This window comes from Streptomyces sp. CA-179760, from assembly GCF_050937045.1.
Lineage (GTDB): Bacteria > Actinomycetota > Actinomycetes > Streptomycetales > Streptomycetaceae > Streptomyces.
Genome location: NZ_JBNJLZ010000001.1, coordinates 8,744,045 through 8,765,721, shown reverse-complemented (window position 1 = coordinate 8,765,721; position 21,677 = coordinate 8,744,045). Strand labels below are relative to the sequence as shown.

General features: G+C 70.2%; 19 protein-coding genes and 1 pseudogene. 9 read left to right on the top strand and 11 right to left on the bottom strand.

All coding sequences use genetic code 11. The features are described 5' to 3' along the window. Positions 1 to 42: 42 nt before the first annotated feature. The 4 genes from ACQEV8_RS39645 to ACQEV8_RS39630 form a co-directional block, all read right to left on the bottom strand. Positions 43 to 678 carry an MBL fold metallo-hydrolase gene (locus ACQEV8_RS39645; RefSeq protein ID WP_432970887.1) on the bottom strand — a complete coding sequence of 212 codons (636 nt, stop codon included), beginning with the start codon at positions 676 to 678 and terminating at the stop codon, positions 43 to 45. After that, complete coding sequence (locus tag ACQEV8_RS39640) at positions 678 to 1,763, bottom strand: S-(hydroxymethyl)mycothiol dehydrogenase (protein WP_432970884.1); 1,086 nt, start codon at positions 1,761 to 1,763, stop codon at positions 678 to 680. The genes ACQEV8_RS39645 and ACQEV8_RS39640 overlap by 1 nt, the downstream gene beginning before the upstream one ends. Before the next feature lie 268 nt (positions 1,764 to 2,031). After that, complete coding sequence (locus ACQEV8_RS39635) at positions 2,032 to 3,609, bottom strand: BCCT family transporter (RefSeq protein WP_432970881.1); 1,578 nt, start codon at positions 3,607 to 3,609, stop codon at positions 2,032 to 2,034. A gap of 296 nt (positions 3,610 to 3,905) precedes the next feature. Next, positions 3,906 to 4,568 (bottom strand): TetR family transcriptional regulator, encoded by a 663-nt coding sequence (locus tag ACQEV8_RS39630; protein WP_432970878.1) that lies wholly within the window; start codon positions 4,566 to 4,568, stop codon positions 3,906 to 3,908. A gap of 278 nt (positions 4,569 to 4,846) precedes the next feature. On the opposite strand from ACQEV8_RS39630, the gene ACQEV8_RS39625 reads away from it, so the two are divergent. From ACQEV8_RS39625 to ACQEV8_RS39615, 3 genes are all read left to right on the top strand, one after another. Further along, positions 4,847 to 6,169, top strand: coding sequence for a UDP-glucose dehydrogenase family protein (locus ACQEV8_RS39625; RefSeq protein WP_432970875.1), 1,323 nt, complete (start codon positions 4,847 to 4,849; stop codon positions 6,167 to 6,169). Between the two features lie 45 nt (positions 6,170 to 6,214). Further along, positions 6,215 to 7,423, top strand: a complete 1,209-nt coding sequence (locus tag ACQEV8_RS39620) for a glycosyltransferase (protein WP_432970872.1) — start codon at positions 6,215 to 6,217, stop codon at positions 7,421 to 7,423. Between the two features lie 88 nt (positions 7,424 to 7,511). Further along, positions 7,512 to 9,128 (top strand): MDR family MFS transporter, encoded by a 1,617-nt coding sequence (locus tag ACQEV8_RS39615; RefSeq protein WP_432970869.1) that lies wholly within the window; start codon positions 7,512 to 7,514, stop codon positions 9,126 to 9,128. Positions 9,129 to 9,154: 26 nt separating this feature from the next. On the opposite strand, the gene ACQEV8_RS39610 is transcribed toward ACQEV8_RS39615, so the two are convergent. After that, positions 9,155 to 9,529 carry a hypothetical protein gene (locus tag ACQEV8_RS39610; protein ID WP_432970866.1) on the bottom strand — a complete coding sequence of 125 codons (375 nt, stop codon included), beginning with the start codon at positions 9,527 to 9,529 and terminating at the stop codon, positions 9,155 to 9,157. Between the two features lie 99 nt (positions 9,530 to 9,628). Between ACQEV8_RS39610 and sigJ the strand changes: the two genes are divergently transcribed. Next, positions 9,629 to 10,546, top strand: coding sequence for an RNA polymerase sigma factor SigJ (gene sigJ, locus ACQEV8_RS39605; RefSeq protein WP_432970863.1), 918 nt, complete (start codon positions 9,629 to 9,631; stop codon positions 10,544 to 10,546). On the opposite strand, the gene ACQEV8_RS39600 is transcribed toward sigJ, so the two are convergent. Together ACQEV8_RS39600 and ACQEV8_RS39595 are read right to left on the bottom strand one after the other, a co-directional pair. After that, entirely contained in the window at positions 10,543 to 11,466 is a 924-nt protein-coding gene (locus ACQEV8_RS39600; protein WP_432970860.1) for a MerR family transcriptional regulator, read from the bottom strand. The genes sigJ and ACQEV8_RS39600 overlap by 4 nt on opposite strands. Before the next feature lie 180 nt (positions 11,467 to 11,646). Further along, positions 11,647 to 12,819, bottom strand: a complete 1,173-nt coding sequence (locus ACQEV8_RS39595) for an epoxide hydrolase family protein (RefSeq protein ID WP_432970857.1) — start codon at positions 12,817 to 12,819, stop codon at positions 11,647 to 11,649. 82 nt (positions 12,820 to 12,901) lie between these two features. Here ACQEV8_RS39595 and ACQEV8_RS39590 point away from each other — a divergent pair, with 82 nt between their 5' ends. Next, positions 12,902 to 13,477, top strand: a complete 576-nt coding sequence (locus ACQEV8_RS39590; RefSeq protein WP_432970854.1) for a CGNR zinc finger domain-containing protein — start codon at positions 12,902 to 12,904, stop codon at positions 13,475 to 13,477. A gap of 177 nt (positions 13,478 to 13,654) precedes the next feature. Here ACQEV8_RS39590 and ACQEV8_RS39585 read toward each other — a convergent pair whose 3' ends face one another. From ACQEV8_RS39585 to ACQEV8_RS39575, 3 genes are all read right to left on the bottom strand, one after another. Then, positions 13,655 to 13,807 carry a hypothetical protein gene (locus ACQEV8_RS39585; protein ID WP_432970851.1) on the bottom strand — a complete coding sequence of 51 codons (153 nt, stop codon included), beginning with the start codon at positions 13,805 to 13,807 and terminating at the stop codon, positions 13,655 to 13,657. A gap of 209 nt (positions 13,808 to 14,016) precedes the next feature. Beyond that, positions 14,017 to 14,916 carry a dihydrodipicolinate synthase family protein gene (locus ACQEV8_RS39580; protein ID WP_432970848.1) on the bottom strand — a complete coding sequence of 300 codons (900 nt, stop codon included), beginning with the start codon at positions 14,914 to 14,916 and terminating at the stop codon, positions 14,017 to 14,019. Between the two features lie 243 nt (positions 14,917 to 15,159). Beyond that, on the bottom strand, positions 15,160 to 15,627 hold the full coding sequence (locus ACQEV8_RS39575; protein ID WP_432973324.1) for a GNAT family N-acetyltransferase: 468 nt from the start codon (positions 15,625 to 15,627) through the stop codon (positions 15,160 to 15,162). A 162-nt stretch (positions 15,628 to 15,789) separates the two neighbouring features. Here ACQEV8_RS39575 and ACQEV8_RS39570 point away from each other — a divergent pair, with 162 nt between their 5' ends. Beyond that, positions 15,790 to 16,224 carry a VOC family protein gene (locus tag ACQEV8_RS39570; RefSeq protein ID WP_432970845.1) on the top strand — a complete coding sequence of 145 codons (435 nt, stop codon included), beginning with the start codon at positions 15,790 to 15,792 and terminating at the stop codon, positions 16,222 to 16,224. A gap of 229 nt (positions 16,225 to 16,453) precedes the next feature. After that, positions 16,454 to 17,638, top strand: a complete 1,185-nt coding sequence (locus tag ACQEV8_RS39565) for a type III polyketide synthase (protein WP_432970842.1) — start codon at positions 16,454 to 16,456, stop codon at positions 17,636 to 17,638. 5 nt (positions 17,639 to 17,643) lie between these two features. Here the strand turns inward: ACQEV8_RS39565 and ACQEV8_RS39560 are convergent. Continuing rightward, positions 17,644 to 19,805, bottom strand: a pseudogene (locus ACQEV8_RS39560) (SpoIIE family protein phosphatase). A gap of 264 nt (positions 19,806 to 20,069) precedes the next feature. Between ACQEV8_RS39560 and ACQEV8_RS39555 the strand changes: the two are divergent. Further along, positions 20,070 to 21,038: a PAS domain-containing protein gene (locus ACQEV8_RS39555; protein ID WP_432970839.1), complete on the top strand. Its 969-nt coding sequence runs from the start codon at positions 20,070 to 20,072 to the stop codon at positions 21,036 to 21,038. After that, complete coding sequence (locus ACQEV8_RS39550; protein WP_432973322.1) at positions 21,038 to 21,583, top strand: PP2C family protein-serine/threonine phosphatase; 546 nt, start codon at positions 21,038 to 21,040, stop codon at positions 21,581 to 21,583. Before ACQEV8_RS39555 ends, ACQEV8_RS39550 begins: the two co-directional genes overlap by 1 nt. Positions 21,584 to 21,677 lie beyond the last annotated feature (94 nt).

Sequence of the window (21,677 nt, the reverse complement as noted above, 5' to 3'; positions counted from 1 at the left end):
ACCGCGTGCCGGTCCGCCCCGGCCCGGCACGCGGTGGCCGTGTCACCAGCCGCGGGCGGCCCACTCCTCCAGGTGCGGCGCCTCCGCCGCGATGGTGGTCGACGCGCCGTGCCCGGTACGGACGGTCGTCTCGCCCGGGAGCGTCAGCAGCCGCTCTCCGATCGAGGTGATGATCGTGCCGAAGTCGCTGTGGGAACGACCGGTCGCGCCAGGTCCTCCCGCGAACAGCGTGTCGCCGCTGAACAGTGCCCCCAGTTCGGGTGCGTACAGACACACGGCCCCCGGAGCGTGTCCGGGAGTGTGGAGGACGCGCAGGCCGATGCCCGCCACCTTGAGCTCGTCGCCGTCGGCGAGCGGGCCGTTGGGCAGCCGACCGGGGTGCACCATCTTCCACAGCACCTGGTCGTCGGGGTGCAGGAGAACGGGCGCGCCCGTGGCGAGAGCGACGTCCGGTGCCGCGCGCACATGGTCGTCATGGGCGTGGGTGCACACGATGGCCGACAGGCGGCGGTCACCGACGGCCGCCAGGACGGCGTCGGAGTCGTGCGCCGCGTCGATGACGACCACCTCGTCGTCGTCACCGATGATCCACACGTTGTTGTCGACGTCCCAGGTGCCGCCGTCGAGGCTGAAGGTCCCGCTGGTGACGAGGTGTTCGATCCGAGGTGCGCCGGCCATCACAGCACCACCACGGAGCGCAGTACGTCACCGCGGTGCATCTTCTCGAACGCCTCCTCCACGTCACCGAGGCCGATGGTCTCGGAGACGAACGCGTCCAGGTCGAAGCGCCCCGACAGGAACAGGTCGATGAGGGCCGGGAAGTCCCTTGAGGGCAGGCAGTCGCCGTACCAGCTGGACTTCAGCGCGCCTCCACGTCCGAAGACGTCCAGCAGCGGCAACTCCACCTTCATCTCCGGGGTGGGTACGCCGACCAGCACGACGGTGCCGGCCAGGTCGCGGGCGTAGAAGGCCTGTTTGTACGTCTCGGGGCGGCCGACCGCCTCGACGACGACGTCCGCGCCGAAGCCTCCGGTCAGCTCGCGCACCGCCTCCACGACGTCGCCCTTCGCGCCGTCGACCGTGTGGGTGGCCCCCATGGTCATGGCCCGGTCCAGCTTGCGCTGGTCGATGTCGACGGCGATGACCTTGCTCGCACCGGCCAGCCGCGCCCCGGCGACCGCGGCCATTCCGACGCCGCCGCAGCCGATGACGGCGACGGAGTCGCCCCGGCCGACGGCACCGGTGTTCACGGCCGCGCCGAAGCCCGCCATGACGCCGCAGCCGAGAAGGCCGGCGGCCGTCGCCGGAGCCGCCGGGTCCACCTTGGTGCACTGGCCCGCGGCGACCAGTGTCTTCTCCGCGAAGGCGCCGATGCCGAGTGCGGGCGAGAGCGGGGTGCCGTCCAGCAGCGTCATCGGTTGCGTCGCATTGTGGGTATCGAAGCAGTACCAGGGCTTGCCCTTGCTGCAGGCCCGGCACTGGCCGCAGACCGCACGCCAGTTGAGGACGACGAAGTCGCCGGGCTCGATGCCGGTGACCCCTTCTCCGACCGCCTCGACACGACCGGCCGCCTCGTGCCCCAGGAGGAAGGGGAATTCGTCGTTGATCCCGCCATCGCGGTAGTGGAGGTCGGTGTGGCAGACACCGCAGGCCTCGATCTCGACCAGCGCCTCACCGGGACCGGGGTCGGGGACGACGATCGTTTCGACGGAGACGGGTGCGCCCTTCTTCCGGGCTACGACGGCACGAACCTCATGAGCCATGAGCTGCTCCTCAGACGGGAAACACGCGCGAGTGCGTTGCCTCATTAGATACACGCACCGCTATACGCAACCGAGCATCGGGGAGGGGGACGCCGGGGGTCAAGGGGTCGGCCGGCTCCAACCGGGTGGACTCGGCCGGGTGCGGCGAGCGGGACGTGCTCGCCCGTCGGCACAAGAAGGGCCGCACCCCGGGAACACTCCCGGGATGCGGCCCCTAACATGCCTCTGCATCCGGCCGAGTCGTGTCCCCCTGCCCTCGGCCGGCAGCTCAGCCCGCGGGCTGTGAGTCGGCCACGGCTTCGGCCGTCCGCACACCGCCCGTCGGCTCCGGCTCCGGCTCGGCACGCAACGCCTTCACGAGGGAGACGCACAGGCCGATCATCACGAAGAGGAACGGGAACGCGGCGATGATGGCCACCTGTTTGACCGCCTCCAAGCCGCCCGCGAGCAGCAGCACCGCCGCGACCAGACCCGTCAGCGCACCCCAGAGGATCACGACGAGGCGTCCGGGACTTGTGCTGCCCCGACAGGAGAGCATGCCCAGCACCACGGAGGCCGCGTCCGCGCCGCTGACGAAGAACAGACCCACCAGCACGATCACCAATACCGAGGTGACGGGGAACCAGGGAAGGTTCTGCAAGGTGGCGAACAGGCCCGCTTCCTCGCCCTTGGCGACCGCGGCGGCCAGGTGACCGCCGTGCATCTCCTGGTTCAGCGCGGTGCCGCCGAGGATCGCGAACCACACGACACTCACCAGACTCGGCGCGATGATCACGCCGACGATGAACTCCCGGATGGTACGGCCACGGGAGATCCGCGCGATGAACGTCCCGACGAACGGCGTCCAGGAGATCCACCACGCCCAGTAGAAGACCGTCCAGCCGGACAGCCATTCGCCGCCGCCGAAGGCGCCCGTGGTGAAGCTCATCTTCGGAAGCGAGGCCAGGTAGCCGCCCAGCGCCTCGGTCTGACTCTCCAGGATGAAGACGGTGGGACCCGCGACGAAGACGAACAGCAGCAGGACGGCGGCCAGAATCATGTTGCCGTTGCTCAGCCACTGGATGCCGCGGTGCACGCCGGAGAGAGCGGAGATCACGAACAGGACGGTGAGGACCGCGATGATCGAGACGGCCAGCACGGTGGAGTCGGGGATGCCCCAGACCTCTTTCAGCCCCCTGTTGACCTGTAGCGCGCCGAGTCCGAGCGAGACGGCGGAACCGAAGAGCGTGGCGAAGATCGCCAGAATGTCGATGGCCTTGCCCAGCGGCCCGTCCACCCGGTCGCCGAGCAGCGGCCGGAATGCGGAGCTGATCAGGCTGTTGCCGCTCTTGCGGAATCCGAAGTAGGCGAGCGCCAGTCCGGCGACGGCGTACATCGCCCAGGGGTGGATCGCCCAGTGGAAGTAGGAGTACTCCAGAGCCAGGCGGGCCGCGCCCTCGCTGCCCGCCTCGGCGGTCCCCGGCGGCGGTCCGGCCATGTGCATGATCGGCTCGCTCGCGCCGTAGAACATGAGGCCGATCCCCATGCCGGCGCTGAACATCATCGCCACCCACGAGGCGGTGCTGAACTCCGGGCGCTCACTGTCTCTGCCGAGCCGGACGGAGCCGAACCGGCTTGACGCGAGCACCGCCGCCAGCACCACGAACCCGGAACTCGTGAGGACGAACAGCCAGCCGAAGTTGTCGAGGATCCGGTCCAACGTCGTCTCGGCGACCGTGGTGAGGTTGTCGGTGAAGAACACCCCCCAGGCCACGAACAGGGCGGACAGCGTGACAGAGATGTAGAGGACGGCCGGATCCACCCGTGCGAGGGCCGATGTCGTCTTCTTCGTCGAGGCGGTACTCATCCGCGGCCTTCCGACAGGGGGCGGGCATGGCGGGTCTGCGTCCCCGCGAGAGCATCGCGCACGGCGGTGCACAGGACGCAACTTCAAGCTCGATGTGCAACACAGTTCCTGCCGTGCCCCGGTGCGTCAACCCCCTGTACACCGACCGTTCTCGCCGTCCCTGACGTCAGACCAGCGACCCCGGGAGCGTGCCGAGGGGCAGGACCGCCACTGTCCCGGCACGGGTGAAACGGCCAGGGTCCTGCCTTCTCATGGCCGCCGGCCGCCCATGGCTCCCCCTGGCCCGGCGCTCGGGGTCAGGCATCACCGGCACGGCCTTCGCCCTCGTCCCCGACCGCCCCGCCGGCGTCCTCCGGCGCCGGGCCCAGCAGGACCTCGATGCCCGCTCGGAGGTAGCGCTCCAGCGTGGCGTCCGGCGCCGAGGCCAGGGCAGGCGGGCGGATCTCCGATCGCATCAGACTGGTGCCGAGCATCCAGGCCGCCAGGAGTTCCGCCCGCAGATCCGCGTCGGGGCCGCCGAGCCGGGCGGCCAGGCGCTGCGAGAACACCTCCGTGAAGTCCGCCCGCAGCCGTGCCACGGCGTCGTCCCGGCCGGAGGAGCGCAGCACGGACAGCACCGGGTGCGGGAAGTCCCCCTCCCTCGGCGGGCCCATGAGGAGCGCGCAGAACCAGTCGGGTATCGCCTCGACCGGCTCGTTCAGCAGCGGTTCGAATATTTTCCCCGTACCCGACACGTCGTTGAACAGCGCTTCTTTCGAGCCGAAGTAGCGGTAGACGAGGGCCGCGTCCACACCGACGTCGCCCGCGATGTCGCGCACGCTGGTGCCCTCGTAGCCGTACTTGCCGAAGCGGAACGCCGCGGCGGCCCGCAGCGCGGTACGCGTCCCCGACGCCGAGCGTTTGTGGGCGGGCCGGCATGCCTCCGCCTTCGACGCCTCGCCCTTGTGTGCTCCGGTCACGTACCGCACCTCCGTGGTCCACGGCCCCTCGGCCATCCGCCCATGTTCCAGTCTGCGGCGGCTGTCTCAAAGTCACCGACCGATGTCATCACTCGTTGACTTACGTTCTCGCCGCATGACATACCTGACTCAGGTCAACGATTGGTGACTTGAGTCCTCGCTCTTCCCGGGCCGTACGACGGAGTCGGCCCTTCCAGGTCTGCCCGCCGGAGGCGACGGAGCACGCACCGAAGCCGTCGTACGCGGGCACCCCCACCGACCGGAAAAGGTGATCTTCTGTGCCTGCTCGACGCGTCGCCGTCATCGGAACCGGCTACGTCGGACTGACAACTGGAGCCTGTCTGGCCTCTCTCGGGCACCACGTGGTGTGCGCGGACGCCGACCCGCACAAGGTCGAGCGGCTGCGCGAGGCCCGGGTGGACATCCTGGAGCCCGGTCTGCCCGAGACCGTCCGCGATGCCTTGGACGCGGCCCGGCTCGACTTCACGGGCGACACCGCGGCCGCCGTCGCCGAGGCGGAGGTGGTGTTCCTGTGCCTGCCCACGCCCATGGGGGCGGGCGGCGCGGCCGACCTCGCCGCGGTGGAGGCCGTGGCCGCGCAGATCCGCGACGTACTGCCGCCCGGCTGTGTCGTCGTCAACAAGTCGACGGTGCCGGTCGGTACGTGCGAGCGGGTGGCCGCGCTGCTCGGCCGGGACGACGTGGCCGTGGTGAGCAATCCGGAGTTCCTGCGCGAGGGCCGCGCCGTCCAGGACTTCCTGCACCCCGACCGGATCGTCATCGGCGCTGCCGACCGGGACGCCGCCCGGCGCGTGGCCGAGCTGTACACCGCACTGGACGCGCCGTTGGTGCTCACCGACGCCGCCAGCGCCGAACTGACCAAGTACGCGGCGAACTTCTTCCTCGCGATGAAGCTGTCCTTCGCCAACAACCTCGCCACCGTCTGCGAACGCTTCGGCGCCGACATCGGCGATGTCACCGAGGGCATAGGCCGGGACCCGCGCATCGGCTCCGCGTTCCTGCGGCCCGGTCCCGGCTGGGGCGGTTCCTGTCTGCCCAAGGACACCCACGCGCTGCTGACCGTGTGCGATCTGGCCGGGGTCGACTTCCCTCTGCTGCGCGCCACCATCGAGACCAACGTCGCCCATCAGCGGCAGCTCGTCGAGCGGGTCGCCGCCGCGTGCGGGCGTGCCGAGGACGGTTCGCTGCACGGCGTACGACTCGCCCTGTACGGACTGACCTTCAAGGCCGGCACCTCCGACCTGCGCGACTCCCCCGCGCTCTCCATCGCCCGGCTGCTGCGCGAGCAGGGCGCCGAACTCACGGCGTACGACCCGGCGTTGCGCGAGGAGCGGCCCGACCTGAGCGATCTGGTCGAACTCGCCGACGACCCGGTGCGGGCGGCGGAGGGGGCGGCGGCCTGTCTCGTCCTCACCGAGTGGCCTCAGCTGCGCGACCTCGACTGGGCGGCGATCGCCGCGCGCATGACCGGCCACGAGGTCCACGACTTCCGCAACCTGCTGGACGCGGACCGCATCGCGCGGGCCGGACTGACCTGGCAGGGCATCGGGCGCGCGAAGGCGCCGACAAGGGTGGCCTGACGCCTCCTCCCTCCCCCGAAGAGACTCCGACAGAAAGGCTCATCCATGCGGGTTCTGTGCACCACGCTCGGCAGTCCCTCCCACGGCCGTGCTCAACTGCCCCTGCTGCGCGCCCTCTCCAAGGACGGGCATCAGGTGCTGGTGGTCACCACCGAGGCCCTCGCCCCCGTCTTCCATGACGACGACGTACAAGTGAAGGCCGCTTTACCGGAGTTCGATCCACTCGCCGCGATGGGCCCGTATCTCGCCGATCTTCAGGACACCGCCGACCTCACGGAGCCGACGGCGGCGCTGACCCGGCTGCTGATGCGGCACGTGGCGGGGCCGGGCGTCAAGCCGCACCTGGACATCCTGCTCCCCCTCGCCCGGGACTTCCGGCCGGCTGTGATCCTGCGGGACGGCATGGACATGGGCGCGGTGCTGACCGCCGAGCTGCTGGGCGTACCGCAGTTGCCGACGCCTTCGGGGTTCAGCAACATCCTGGACCCCGCCGATGTGCTGCCACAGCTCAACGAGCGGCGCGAGGAGCTGGGGCTGCCCGTGCGGGACGACCCGCTGTCCCTCGTTCCGCACGGCCGGGTCGACTACGTGCCGCCCGCCTTCTCCTTCGCCCGGCATCTGCACGAGGTGTGGGCCTACCGGCAGACGGTGGACGTCGAGCGGGGCGGTGTGCTGCCGGAGTGGCTCGCCCGGCTGCCCACGGACCGGCCGCTGGTGTACGCGGCGATCGGCACGGCCCTGCCGGTGATGAGGGAACGCATGGCGGTCCGGGACACGCCTGTGCCCGTGAAGTTGCCGGACCCCACCGAGAGCCTCGACGCGATCGTGGGGGCGGCGGCCGAGCTGGACGACTGCACGGTGGTCGTGTCGACGTCCGGCATTCCGGTGGACACCGAGGGACTCCCCGGGCACGTCCATGTCGCCGACCGGGTGCCGCAGCCCCTGCTGCTGGAGTCGGTCGACCTGTTCGTCACCCACGGCGGCTTCAACAGCATCCGCGAGGCCATGCGCACCGGCACGCCGCTGGCGGTGCTGCCGCACTTCGGGGACCAGCCCGCCAACGCGGACCGGGTGGCGGAGCTGGGGCTCGGCCGTCACATCACGGACCGCGGCGCGGCCGGCATCGCCGACGCGTGCCGGGAGCTTTTCGCCGATCCCGGGCCCCGGGCACGGGCCCGGTCGGCCCAGCTGGCGATGCTGACGCTGCCGGAGGTCGACCAGGCGGTCGGCGACCTGGCGAAGATCGCGGGCTAGCCGCCCGGCCCCCGGTACGGGCCGCTCCGGAACCCCCGGGGCGGCCCGTACCCGCGAGCTGTACCCGCCCCCACCCCAAGGACGACACGTGACCTTCTCCGACACCCAAGAACAGGGCGCGTCCGGGGACATACCCCCGCGGCTCAGTCACCGGCAGATCACCACCGTCATGTCCGGGCTGGTCCTCGGCATGTTCCTGGGGGCGCTGGACCAGACGGTGGTCTCGTCCGCGCTGCGGACCATCGCCGACGACCTGCACGGGCTGACGGCCCAGGCCTGGGTGACGACCGCGTATCTCATCACCGCCACCCTCGCGACGCCGCTCTACGGCAAGCTCTCCGACATCCACGGCCGCCGGCCCGTCTACCTCGCCGCGATCGCCCTGTTCACCGTAGGCTCGCTGCTGTGCGGCTTCGCCACGTCGATCTATGAACTCGCGGCGTTCCGCGCCGTTCAGGGTCTTGGTGGCGGCGGGCTGATGTCGCTGGCGATGACGCTCATCGCCGACATCACCTCCCCGCGGGAAAGGGGCCGCTACCAGGGCTACTTCATGGCCGTGTTCGGCGGCGCCAGCATCGTCGGCCCGCTGGTGGGCGGTGCGTTCGCGGACCGGGCCGAGCTGCTCGGCATCGCCGGCTGGCGCTGGATCTTCCTGATCAACGTGCCGCTCGCCGCCGCGGCCGCGGTGACGATCATGCGGGTGCTGCGCTTCCCGCACCGGCGGGTGCGGCATCGGCTCGACTACGCCGGGGCTCTCGCCCTGTCCGTGGGCATCGTGCCGCTGCTGACGGTCGCGGAGCAGGGCCGCACCTGGGGGTGGGACTCGCCCCTGGCCCTGTCGATGTACGCGACGGGTGCGGCGGGGCTGGCCGTGTTCCTGGTGGTCGAGCGGCGGGCGGGCGACGCCGCGCTGCTGCCGCCGCGTCTGTTCCGCATCCGGACCTTCCGGCTGGGCGTCGGGCTGCACTTCGTCGTCGGCATCGGCATGTTCGGCGCGATGACGACCCTGCCGCTCTACTTGCAGCTGGTCCGCGGCATGAGCCCCATCGCGGCGGGCCTGGCCACCCTGCCCACGGTCGCCGCGAACCTCGCGGTGACGCTGCTGACGGGCCGGACGATCGCCCGGACCGGCCGGTTCAAGGTCCATCTCGTCGCCGGTGTCGGCTCGTTCACCGCGGCGATGCTCGTCTTCGCCACGCTACGGGCGGACACCCCGCTGTGGCACCCGGCGCTCGGCATGGCCCTGATGGGCGCGGGGCTCGGCGCGTCGATGCAGACGCTCACCACGCTCGCGCAGTGCGAAGTGCCCCGTACGGACATGGGCGCGGCGACGGCGTCGGTCAACTTCTTCCGCTCCAACGGCGGCACGGTCGGTACCGCGGCGTTCCTGTCGATCCTGTTCACCACGGCGGCCGGCAGCATCGCCGACCGGCTGGCCGAGGCCCGCCACGACCCGGCCTACCGCCACCTCCTGGCACAGCCCGACAACGCGCACGCCCTGACGGGAGTGCTCCGCCCCGACGGCGGCGTCGGCCTGGAGGACTCAGCGTTCCTGCGCGCCCTCGATCCGAGTGCTGCCCTGCCGTTCCTGGAGGGCTACGTCGCCTCGATGCGCGTCGTCTTCCTCACGGGCGCCGCGGTGTCCCTGGTCGCCTTCGTGATCGCGGCCTGGCGGGTCCCCGACCTCACCCTGTCCGACGAGTAGCCGGTGACCGGGTGCCGCGCCGAGCCTCAGCGCCTGGCCAGCGCCAGCACGCTCAGACCGAACATCAGGACACCCAGGGGGAGATGGACCGACGGTACGTGCGCGATGCCCACCGCGACCTGGACCGAGGCGAGTGCGAGGAAACCCGTGGCGTGCCAGACGGGCCGTTGCGATCCGCCGCCGGGCTTCCACGCCAGCACCGCCGCGAGCACGTAGAGCATCGATGCCCCGTACATCACCCGGGCTCCGACGTCGTGCAGCATCGCCCCGTAGGACGAGGTCAGCAGCAGTCCGGCCGAGACCGCCTGAAGGAAGATGGTCAGGGTCTGCAGGGCGATCGCGACCCGCAGGAACGAGGAAGTGCGCTGCGCGTTCGCCGTCGCCGTCACCTGAGTGGCCATGTCACGGTCCCCTTTTCCCGCCGTCGGGCGGTAGATCGATAAGGTCACACCAGCCCGACGACGCGGGCCTGCGAAAGGTAAGGCGAGGGGGCCGAAGCCATGGGGACGGTCGGGGCCGGAGCGGATGAGACAGCAGGCGAGCGACGCCAACTGATCAATGTCGCCTACCGGTTGCTCGGTTCGGTGACCGAGGCCGAGGACGCCGTACAGGATGCCTACGCGCGCTGGTACGGGCTGTCGCGAAGCCGGCAGGAGGAGATCCGGTCCCCCGGCGCCTGGCTGTCGACGGTGACCAGCCGCATCTGCCTGGACCTGCTCGGCTCTGCTCGGGCCCGCCGCGAACGCTATGTCGGCGCATGGCTGCCCGAGCCGCTGCCCGACCGCACCGAGTGGGACCACACGGGCGGCGCGGACACCACCGGCCCCGCGGACCCCGCCGACCGGATCGTCCTGGACGAGTCGGTGTCCATGGCCTTCCTCGTCGTCCTGGAGTCGATGACGCCCGCCGAGCGGGTGGCGTTCGTCCTGCACGACGTCTTCCGTTACCCGTTCGCCGAGATCGCCGGCGTCCTCGGCCGTACCCCTGCGGCCTGCAAGCAGCTGGCGGCCTCCGCCCGCCGGCGGGTGAGCGCCGAGCGGGCCCCGGTGCCGGCGTCCAACCGGGCCGACGTGGTGAGGCACGTCAAAGAGGCGTGGGAGACCAAGGACATCGCGGCCCTCGTAGGACTCCTCGACCCGGCCGCCGTGATGACCGCCGACGGCGGCGGCATGGCCGGCGCCGCCCTGCGCCCGGTCGAGGGCGGCGCGCGCATCGCCCAGTACATGGTCGCCATCGCCGACAGGGCTCCCGGTCTCGAACTCCTGGAGCGGTCGGTCAACGGTGTGCCCGGCCTGGTGGCCCAGCGCGCCGGCGTCGTCATGACCGTGGCCGCTTTCGACGTCTCCGACGGCCGTGTCACCCGGATCTGGGCGGTCCGCAACCCGGAGAAGCTACGGGCGTGGGCGCGGGAAGACTAGGCCGTGTCTTGGGTAGCGGGTGAGTCTTGGGCGGACAGTTCTTCGGCCAGTTCCATACAGCGCAGGCGGGCTGGGGAGAAGTCGTAGGGCATCTTGCCGGTGGCTTCGAACACGCTCATGGAGTCAGTCTTGCGCCTGCCAGAGCCGAGGTCGGCCTCGCCCTCGCCGTCATCGGTGCTGGCAGGGTGCAAGGTGTCCCAGGCGTCGAAGAGGGCATCGTCGTCCTTATCCAGGCCGGACTCCTCGATGACGGCATGCAGGGCGCTCTCGAAGGCGTGCCGCTCGACGGCCACTTGAGCCACCCGTGGATCATCGACGGCGACACTGTCATCGAGTGCCTCCTCGGCGGCGTCGATGCGGTCGGATTCCTCCCGCAGAGTGGGGTGCGTGGCCAGGACGACGAAGCGGGTGGCCTGGACGGCCGCGCCGAGCGGGCCGAAAATCCGCTCAGTGACCAGCAGACTGTCCAGGTCCGCCTGACGCAGGGAGCCCTCGGGCAGGCTCTTGAGGCGTTCGGTGACGAAGTCGGAGAGCAGGCCCATCCGGCTGCCTTCGGTGCGCATCCGCTGCACGGCGGCCCGTTGCCGCCGCAATTCCGCCTCCTGCTCGGCGAGGGTTTCCTCCAACCGCTCCAGGATGCCCGCGATACCTTCTCCGCTGTCCGCACCGGCCAAAGGCGTGCCGGTGGTAAAGGCGTCACGGATGTCGTCCAGGGCGATCCCGGCGTCGGCCATCTTGCGAATCCACAGCAAGCGGATCATGTCCTCGTACCCGTAGCGGCGGCGGTCATCGCCGCCCCGCTCGGGCTCGGGGAGCAGGCCGATCTCGTGGTAATGACGAATCGCCCGTGGTGTGCTGCCGACGAAGGCCGCCGCGTCACCGATCTTGACCTGACGTGGTGGCATGAAAGACGAATGCATGAACAGGGACCTTTCCTCAAGGCATCGGGACGTAAGTCCACCGGACCACATGCCGCTACGGAAGGTGCAACCTCATACACACCACGCCGCGCCAATGCCGGAAACGCGCCCTCCTCCGTAGTGACCGCAGGGCCGTCCCTAGACGGCTGATCCCGCGAGGGCCGGGTCGCCGAGCCGCGTTCACCGATGAGCGGCCAGCACTGCCGCGAGGCCCTCTTGCAGATCTTTGACGAAATACTCGGGAACCTCCAGCGACGGGAAATGTCCCCCGGCTTCGGGCGACCTCCATCGGACGATCCGTCGGTACCGCTCCTGCGCCCAGGCGCGCGGACACTTCTCGACGTCGCGGGGATACATGGTGATTGCCGACGGGACGTCGACCCGGAGTTCGGGGTCCAGCGAGTTGTGGCTCTCGTAGTAGATGCGTGCGGACGATGCCCCGGTCCGCGTCAGCCAATACAGGGTGACGTCGTCGAGAACCCTGTCCCTGGAAATCGTCTCGAATGGACTGTCCTCGGTGTCCGACCACTCGGCGAACTTGTCCAGGATCCAGGCGAGAAGCCCGACCGGTGAGTCGACCAGTGAGTAGCCGATGGTCTGCGGCCGGGTCGCCTGCTGCTTCGCGTAGGCCGCCCGGTGGCGCCAGAAGTAGCGGGTTTCCTCGGCCCATTCGCGCTCGACCGCTGTCAGCCCGTCCGTGGTCAACCCGGGCGGTCCCTCCGCGAACGTTGTGTGGATACCGAGAACGTGCGCCGGGAACCTGCCGCCGAGAACCGTGGTGATATTGCCTCCCCAGTCGCCGCCGTGGGCTGCGAACTCGCTGTAGCCGAGCCTTCCCATCAGTTGCACCCATGCGGCCGCGATCTTCTCGGTTCCCCAACCGGTGCCGGCGGGCTTGTCGCTGTATCCGAATCCCGGTAGCGACGGAACCACGACGTGGAACGCCGGCGCTTCTGCGTCTTTCGGATCTGCCAGCTCGTCCACTACATCGACGAACTCGGCGATGCTGCCCGGCCAGCCGTGCGTCAAGATCAGAGGGGTGGCATCTGCGCGCGCGGACCGGCGGTGCAGGAAGTGGATTCCCAGACCGTCAATGGTCGTGCGGAACTGGCCGAGCTGGTCAAGACGCGCTTCGAACGACCGCCAGTCGTACCCGGTGCGCCAGTAGTTCACGAGATCGACGAGGTCGGCGAGAGGAACGCCCTGTTCCCATCGGCGCGGGTCGGGCGCGGCGCGGCGGACCGTCTCGGCCTCCGGTAGCCGCGCCGCGGCCAGTCGCGCCCGCAGATCGTCGAGGTCGGCGTCAGTCGCGTGGGCTTCGAATGCTTGCACGTCGCTGGTGGGACGGGTCATGAGACCTCCTGACCATTACGGAACCGGCTAAGACGGTTCTAACAGGTTCCCGAGCCGCGCCGCAACCCTCTAAGGTGGTTCCATGTCTGCTGGATTCCCTGACTTCCGCCTCGGCAGCGTGCTGGCGACCAGCTTCACGGGGACTCTCTCGGAGCGTCATGGCGACGCCGTGGAGCGCATTCCCACGCCCCACCGACTCGTCGACTGGCTGGCGGTGTACGGCCTCGCCGTGGACTCCTGCACCACTGCCCAGCTCGACCTCGCCCGGGAACTGAGGGAGTCGATTCACGCCGTCGCGACAGCGGCCGCGCTCCAAGACGCTCTCCCCGCGTCCGCTGTCCAAGTCATCAATGACCGAAGCGCTGAGGGCCGGGCGGCGGCGATCCTCACGCCCGAGGGCGAGCGGCGATGGCGGCTCAGCTCGGCTTCCCGCGTGGAGGATGCGCTCGGCGTGATCGCCGCCGACGCGATCAGCATCATCGCGGGCGAACGAGACGGAAAGCTGGCCTTGTGCGCATCACCGACCTGCCTGGCCGCGTTCTTCGACACCAGCCAGAGCCGCACCCGCAAATGGTGTGACATGAACACGTGCGGAAATCGCCAGAAGAAGGCACGCTTCCATGCCAATCAGCGCAAGAACCTCAGATCAACGGAGTGATCGTCACCTCGAGGCATGGCGCGTCGGGTGTGGCGGCTCAAGGCCTTGAGACGGTCGATACATTCGGCGGTCCGGGGCGAGGGCGGTGGAGAACTCGACGAAGCCCCAGCCGGTCGTCGTGTCGTCGCCGCGGTGGCCCCACTCGAGGTCCGGCCTGTTGGGGATGCAGCTATCCGGTCACATTCGGCGGGCGGACGCCGGTCCGGTCGGCACCTGCAGATCCCCGTCCCGCAGCCGGCCGGTCGCCCACACGCTGACCAGGCCGGTCAGCGCCAGATAGCCGCAGGCCCACCACGGACTGCCCGAACCGAGCGCCAGCAGGGCGGTCATGATCAGAGGGAGGGACGCCGGACGCGAAGATGCCGGACACCTGGTAGACGAAGGACATGCCCGTGTACCGGACCGGGGTGGCGAACAGGGCGGCGAACAGGGTGCGGCGTACGGTCCAGCTTCAGCGTCTCACTCACACATGGTTACGCTCACTCACCCGGCCTTGAAGACCAGCAGTTGAAGACCCCCGCCGAGCTCAAGTGGGCCGGTCACACACTGGTTCCCAGGGCGAGGTTCTCCAGGACGGTGACCAGTCGGCGTCGGGCGCCGGAGGGCAGTCCCCGCAGGGGCAGCGGGAGATTCGGCTCGGGCGCGAGGCCCAGATGCGAGGCGGCCGCCGACATCACGCGCAGGCCGCCGTACTGGCAAAGGAGCTCCCAGAGGGGCCCCAGCCGCTCGGAGTGAGCCGTGGCGCCTGCCGCATCGCCGGACTGGGCGGCCCGGGTGAGGGCGAGGGCGGTGGCGGGGAACAGGCCGCCGACGACCGAGTACCACGCGTCACACCCCGCGTTCAGTCCGGTGGCCGCCGTCCAGTCGCCGCTCACACCGACGCTGACCGTGTCCGGGAGCAGTGTTCGCAACGCCGCGACGCGCTGTCGCGCGGCCGCCGGTTCCTCGGGCACCGGCGGAATCTTGACCGCTGCCACGTTCGGCAACTCGGCGATGCGGCCGTGGAGTTCGTCGGTGAAGTGGACGTGGGTGGTGCGGGGATTGTCGTAGACGCACAGCGGTACCGACAGCTCACGGGTGACGCTCTCGTACAGGCCGAACACCTCGTCGTCGGTGAGGGACTGATACGTCATCGGGGCGAGCAGGACCGCGGACACGCCGGCCTTCTGCGCGTCCTCGGCGACGGAGAGCACCTGCGAGGTGCGCAGTGCCCCGATGCCCGCCATGACCGGGACACCGTCGGCGGCTTCGACCGCGAGCCTCGCCACGCGGGCGCGCTCCTCGCGCGTCAGGTAGGCGTAGCCGCCGGTGGAGCCGAGGGCGCCGATGGAGTCGACGCCCGCTGCGGCGAGGCGGGAGACCAGGGCACTGAACGCCCGCTCGTCGATGCCCTCTTCCGTCGTGGGCGTGAGGGGGAAGGCACTGAGGCCGCGGAACATGGAAGGACTCCTCGGTATGGGTTCGTTCATCATGGCGCAGGCGGAGGGTTCTCGAGCAGCCCGGGCCAGGACGTGCCGGGCGTGCTCGTCCGGCGGGAAGACCGGGTGGAAGGGAAGCCGCACACCTCGGTCGCACCCGCTCTTCCGGCCTTCTCCATCCTGGTCCGTGGCGGACCGTCCCTCTCCCCCGCTGATCACCGCCGACGGTGTCGGCTGCCTCACCGGAGCGCGCGATGCCTCGATTCAGGCGGGGACTTCAAAGATGAGCTCGAGGCCGTCCTCCTCGTCCCATTGCTCTCCGACCTCCACGAAGCCGAACCCGGAGATCGTGGCCAGGGACGCGGCGTTGTCAGGGCTGATCGTCGCCCGCACGATCCTGACCTCGGCTTCGGCGGCGGCCCGCCGCACCAGCGCGGTCAGTATCGCCCTGGCGTAGCCCTGACGGCGGTGGACGGGGACCACCGAGTAACCGAGTTCCACCATGCCCGCCTCGTCCGGCGGCCCATGGAACCCGGCATATCCCACGACGACCCCCTCCGGCTCGGCCACCACGATCTGTGTGAGCCACCCCGCGCACCCCGGGTCCGAGGCCAGCTGATCGACCCGGTACCGCCACACCCACTTCGCCCTGTCGGTGACGAAGTACTCGGTGAGAGCGACACCCGCTTCGTCACTGGCTCCAGCCAGGTCGTCCTCCAGCAAGGCGACCATGGCCGTGCTCGACAACTCGACACATCGCACGGACTTCGTGCTCGTGGGGACTGAGGTCAGGCGCTCGGCTTTGTCTGTCACAGCGCGAATGGTCTGGGAGAGCCGACGACATGTCCAACAAATTCAGCGGTGGCCGGGCGGACGAGGCGCTATGGTGCGCCGATGTCATCGATCAAGCAGTTCCAAGTCACCTTCGACTGCGCGGATCCTGAGCGTGTCGCCCGCTTCTGGTGCGAGGTGCTGGGATACGTCGTACCTCAGCCGCCGGAGGGGTTCGCCACCTGGGACGAATTCAACCGCTCCCTGCCTCCTGAGGATCAGGGTGCGTGGTTCGCATGCGTTGATCCCTCAGGGGTGGGGCCGCGGCTGTTCTTTCAGCGCGTTCCGGAAGGCAAGGTCGTCAAGAATCGGGTGCATCTCGACGTGCGGGTCGGCACCGGGCTCGTGGGGGCGGAGCGCCTGGCCACGCTTGAGGCCGAATGCGCACGGCTGGTCCCGCTCGGCGCGGTACGCGAGCGACTGCTCGTCGCCGATGGTGTCAATGAGTCGTGCATCGTGATGCGGGACATCGAGGGCAACGAGTTCTGCCTCGACTGAGGGACCTCCGGGGCGACGAGTCGAGCAGTGTGCGCCATGTCACGCATGACAAAACTGCCTAAGTTGCCCAAATCACAGCGCAAATGTCCATTTAGCGTCCATTCTCGGAACGGCTGCCGAAGCCCGAAGTGGAGCGCGCCGGCATCGACTTGGACGTACCACGTCCAAGTGATCCATGACACAGCGTTCGTGATGCTCCGCCTCGTCACCCCGGAGAAAGGTGCCGACCATGGCCGCTTATCTGTACCCGCCTGCCGTGATACACGGCGAGCACACCGTGAAGACCAGCCAGATCGTCGCGGAAGTACGCGACCGGCACCCGGACGCCGCGTGGGCGCCGCGGATCGACGGCATCGCGGCCAGTACGGGCATCGAGAACCGCGGGTGGATGCTGCCGCTGGAGACCGCCGTCGCACCTGGCAACGGGAGCGCCCTGCCGGCTGCCGGTATCGGGCCCGCCCGGGAGGCCCTGACCGGCGACGGGTTCACCGAGAAGGACGTGGATCGCGTGATCGCCGCCCTCGAGTCGGTACCCGCGCCGCAGACCGTCCAGGAGCGCACCGCGCCGGCCTGGGCGGCCGTGCGGTCCTGCGGGGAGCATGCGGCACGCGGGGCCCTGCAGATCGCCGGGCTGGACGCCGCGGACGTCGACTGCCTGATCACCAGCCACTCCACCACCCCGGCGCTGCCGGGCCTGGACGTCGCCCTGGCCAACAGGCTCCCGCTCCGCGACGACGTGATGCTGCTGCCGGCCACGCAGTGGGCCTGTGTCGCCGGGACCCGCTCCCTGGCGCTGGCAGCTGATCTCGTGGCGGCGGATCCCGACCGGGTGGTCCTGGTCGTCATATCGGAGGCACTGAGCACGACCTACCAGCCCGCGGACGACACCCTGGAGTCCTTGATCGTCCGGTTGCTGTTCGCGGACACCGCGGTCGCCGCGGTGGTCACGGGCCGTCCGAAGCCCGAGTCGGTGCTGCGCCTGGACGCCGCCTGGCACCACACGCTGGCGGGCACCCAGGACCTGCACCGCCTGGAGACACGTGAGGACGGTACCCACTTCGTGATGGACCGGCGCGGGCCGCGCGCCGTACAGGAGACGGTCACCGCGATGTGGGAGTGGCTGCGCGTCCGCTACCAGGACGACCCCGACTCCTGGCACCCCGACGTCCTGCTCGCGCACCCCGGCGGGACACGCGTGCTGGAGTACATGGAGCAGACGATGCCCGACGGGTGGCCGTCGGGGCTGCTGGACTACAGCCGGGACAGCTACACCAGCGGCAACCGCGGAGGCGCCGCCGTCTTCGACATCCTGCGCAGGGCGTACGACGCCGGGCAGGAACGAGGCAGCCACGCCGTCCTGTACGCGGCGGCCCCGGGGCTCACGGCCACCGCTCTGGAAGGGCAGTGGCTGTAGCCGCTTCACCTCTCGACAGACGCCCAGACCACCTTCCCGGTGTCCGTCCACCGCACCCCCACCGGGTGGTGAGCCCATGCACGACGTGCAAGCCACGGCCACTGTCGTCGAAAAGCCCGCCCCGGCCCAGCCGCGGCCTGCCGTTGCCGGTGTCACCCACCTCGCACAGCAGCCCGTGGCCGGCCCTGATCAGCCGAATCGTGATCGGTCCCTCGGCGAAGCGGACCGCGTTGGCGACCAGCTCGCTGACCACCAGCAGCACGCTGTCCCGGGTGTCGCCTCTGGTGCGCCATTGCCCCAGCAGCGCGGAGACCAGCACGCGGGCCCGGGCGGCCGCGTCGCCGCGGGCGGGCAGACGCCAGGTCGCGGTGTCCTCCTTTCGGTAGCCGATCATGCGCGCGAGCAGCAGGGTCACGTCGTCGCGCCGGCGTACGGGGGCCAGCTCGGACACCAGGCGCCGGGCGGCCTGCTGCAGGGCATCCCAGGGGTGCACCGTGGACACGGCGTCCGCCAGCCTGCCGATGCCCTCGTCGATCGACAGGGCGGGATCCTCCACCAGGCCGTCGGTGTAGAGGGCGAGCAGCGAGCCCGGGGGCACGGCGAACACGTGCACGTCGAACGGCTCCCGCAGCGCGAACTCGGCGCCCAGCCCGGGGTGCGGGCGTACCGCGACAGAGCCGGCGGGCCCGTCCGGAGGCACCAGGACCGGGGGGAGGTGGCCGGCGCTGGACAGCGCCACCTGGTGGCTGACCGGGTCGTAGACGGCGATGCAGCAGGTCGACCCGAGGGCGCTGTAACCGGCCACCAGCCCGGACTCCGTGTCGTCCAGCAGCGTCACGGTCTCGTCCAGGTGCTCCAGCACCTCGTTCGGCGCCAGCCCCGCGGACAGCAGGGCACGGGCCTCCATGCTCAGCTGTCCCATGGTCGCCGCGGCTCCCAGGCCGTGCCCGACGACGTCTCCGACGACCAGCGCGGTACGGCCGTCCGGCAGCGGAAAGCTGTTCACCCAGTCACCGCCGACACCGGCGCTGTCGGGGGTGGCGGGCTGGTAGACACTGGCGGTCTCGATGGTGTCGCCGGCGGACCGTGGCAGCAGTCGGCGCTGCAATGCCAGCACCTGCGTGTGCTCGCGCTGGTGCTGACGGGCCAGGTCGACGTGGTGCGAGGTCCGGGCCACCAGCTCCTGCAGGTCGAGCAGCTCGCTGTCGTGGAAGGGGCGGTCCGCCCGCCGCCAGACCTCCGCCACGCCCAGCACCACGGGCGGCGCACCGTTCAGGACCAGCGGTATGTACGCCACACCCGCCGCACGGTCACCGGGCACCAGCGCACGTACCAGCCGCGGACTGCCGAGTACCCGCTCGATCTCCGCCCGGTCGGGTATGACGATGGCCTGAGCGGCGTCGTCACGCCGTATCGCCTGGGACAGCAGGCGACTCGCATCGCCGGGAAGATCGTCGCCCGGAGTCACGTAGCCGTCGGGCCAAGCCCGGTCCGGCACCAGGGCCGCGCGCCGCAGCCGGATGCGCCGCTGCGGCTGCTCGGTGACCACCTCCCCCGTCCACACGGCGAGGTCGAGGTCGATGGCGGCCACGTCTCCCCAGGCCAGCAGTGACTCCGCCAGCGACTGCGCGGTCTCGCCGATGTCCAGCGAGGTGCCGATCGCGGTCTCGGCGGCGTACAGGTGCAGCCTCCTGGCCATGGCGATCAGGGAGACGGTCAGGCCGTCCTGAGGCGGCGCGGCGGCCAGGATGCTCATCGAGACCACCAGCTCCGACCCGTCACCGCGCCGCAGGCGCTGGACCCGGGCGACATGCGGCTCACCGGTCTCGAGCACCTGCCGCAACCGCCGCGTGACCGTAGGTACGTCCCAGGGAGGCAGCAGATCGACGAAAGCGCTCCCGGTCACCGCCTCCACCCCCGCGAAGACGGGGGCGCCCAGGTTGGAGCGGGTGATCCTCAGATCCCGGTCCAGATTGACCGCGCCGAGGATCTGCTCCTGACGGCCGGTCGTCGGATCGGCGTGTACCCGTTGGCTGGAGGCGCTGTCGCCCCGCGGGGCGGCAGAACCGGCGGCCGCTGCCGCCCCGCCGCGTGGGATGTACTGCCCCAGAGCGCCGCTGACCATGTCGAACGGCGACGCGGACGAGGGGTAGGGGGTGGAGTCCATGCGGCTCTCTCAGCTCGCTCGCCAACCCCGGCACAGCGCCGGGGCCGTACCAGAACCCGGGCGACAGGGCCCGAGATTCCTGACCGCACACCTCATTCAATAACACTCGGGGCCGCTTCGCCCACACCAGCGGATCGCGCGGCGAGCACGGACATTGAGGGCAGGCGACGCCACCCGTGTCCTGCGCCCCGGCTGCCCGCCCACGCGGCGGAGGGGACGATGGAGTTGCCGAGGTTCGACGGGAGCCGGGAAGGAGCCTGGAGCATGGGTGCGGCTGAACCCTTCCGGGATGATCCCGGCACAGCGGATGTCGCTCCGTCCGGGCCGGGTGGGCTGCTCGACGTGCTGAACGTCGCCGCTGTCCTCCTCGACGCCGAGGGCAGGATCGATCTCTGGAGCCCGCAGGCCGAGATCCTCTTCGGCTACACCGCCGAGGAGGCACTGGGCCAGTACGCGGCCCACCTGCTGATCGACAAGAAGCACCTCGACACCGTCCTCACCCTGCTCGCCCAGGTCATGCGGGACGGCGAAAGCTGGGCCGGGGTCTTCCCCGTCCGGCACAAGGACGGCAGCACCCGACTGGTGGAGTTCCGCAACATGCGGCTGCAGGACGACCGGCACGACTACTGGGCATTGGGGCTGGCCACGGACCAGGCCACGCTGCGGAGTGTGGAGCGGAACCTGTCCCTGTCCGCCCGGCTGGTGTCCCAGTCACCGATCGGGCTGGGCATGCTGGACACCGATCTGCGGTACATCTCCGTCAACCCCGCGGAAGAACGGATGAACGGCGTGCCGGCCGCCGAGCACATCGGCCACCACATCCATGAGGTGCTGCCCTTCCTCGACGAGTCCTTCGAAGCGGCCATGCGTGAAGTCCTGGCCACCGGGACCCCATCCTGGACCAGTACGTCGTCGGGCGCACAGCGGCCGACCCGCACAACGATCATGCCTGGTCGATCTCGTTCTACCGACTCGAAGCCCCCAACGGGAAAGTGCTGGGAGTGGCCACCTCCAGTGTCGACGTCACCGACCGCCACCGTGCCGTGGAGGAACAGCGTCGCACCGCCCTCACCCTCCAGCGCAGCCTGCTCCCCCATCCCCCGCCGCGGCGGCCCGGCCTCGACATCGCCTACCGCTACCGCCCCGCCCAGGCCACCATCGAGATCGGCGGCGACTGGTTCGACGTCATCTCCCTGGCCGGCGACAAGACAGCCCTCGTCATCGGCGACGTGATGGGCAGCGGTGTCACCGCCGCTGCCGCCATGGGGCAACTGCGCACGGCCGCGAGAACCCTCGCCGACCTCGATCTGGCCCCCGCCCAGGTCCTGCACCACCTCGACCGCATCACGGACGGCCTCGGCACCATCGCGACCTGCGTCTACGCCGTCTTCGACCCCCGCACCGCGGAATGCCACATCTCCGTCGCCGGGCACCTGCCGCCCGTCCTTCTCCACCCGGGCGGACCCGAACTTCTCGACCTGCCCACGGGCGCGCCCCTGGGCGTCTGCGGCACCTCCTTCGACACCACCTCCATCGCCTTCCGGCCGGGGAACCAACTCGTCCTCTACACCGACGGCCTCGTCGAGACCCGCGACCAGCCGATCGACGCGCGCCTGGACACGCTCCTCGAAGTCCTCGGCCATGCCGGCCGTTCGCTGAACGCCACCTGCGAGCTGCTTCTGCGCACCCTGCGTGGGGAAGGAAACCCCGACGACGTGGCCCTGCTCATCGCCCGGGCCAGTCACAGTCCGGCGGACGAGGCACCCACCAGGGCCTGAGTATCGACGAAGGCACTGTGGCTGCTCGTCCGCGGCTGCTTCGGCCCGTCCCCGACGGTCACCGACGTTCCCGTCCGGAGTCGGCTGCGGGGAG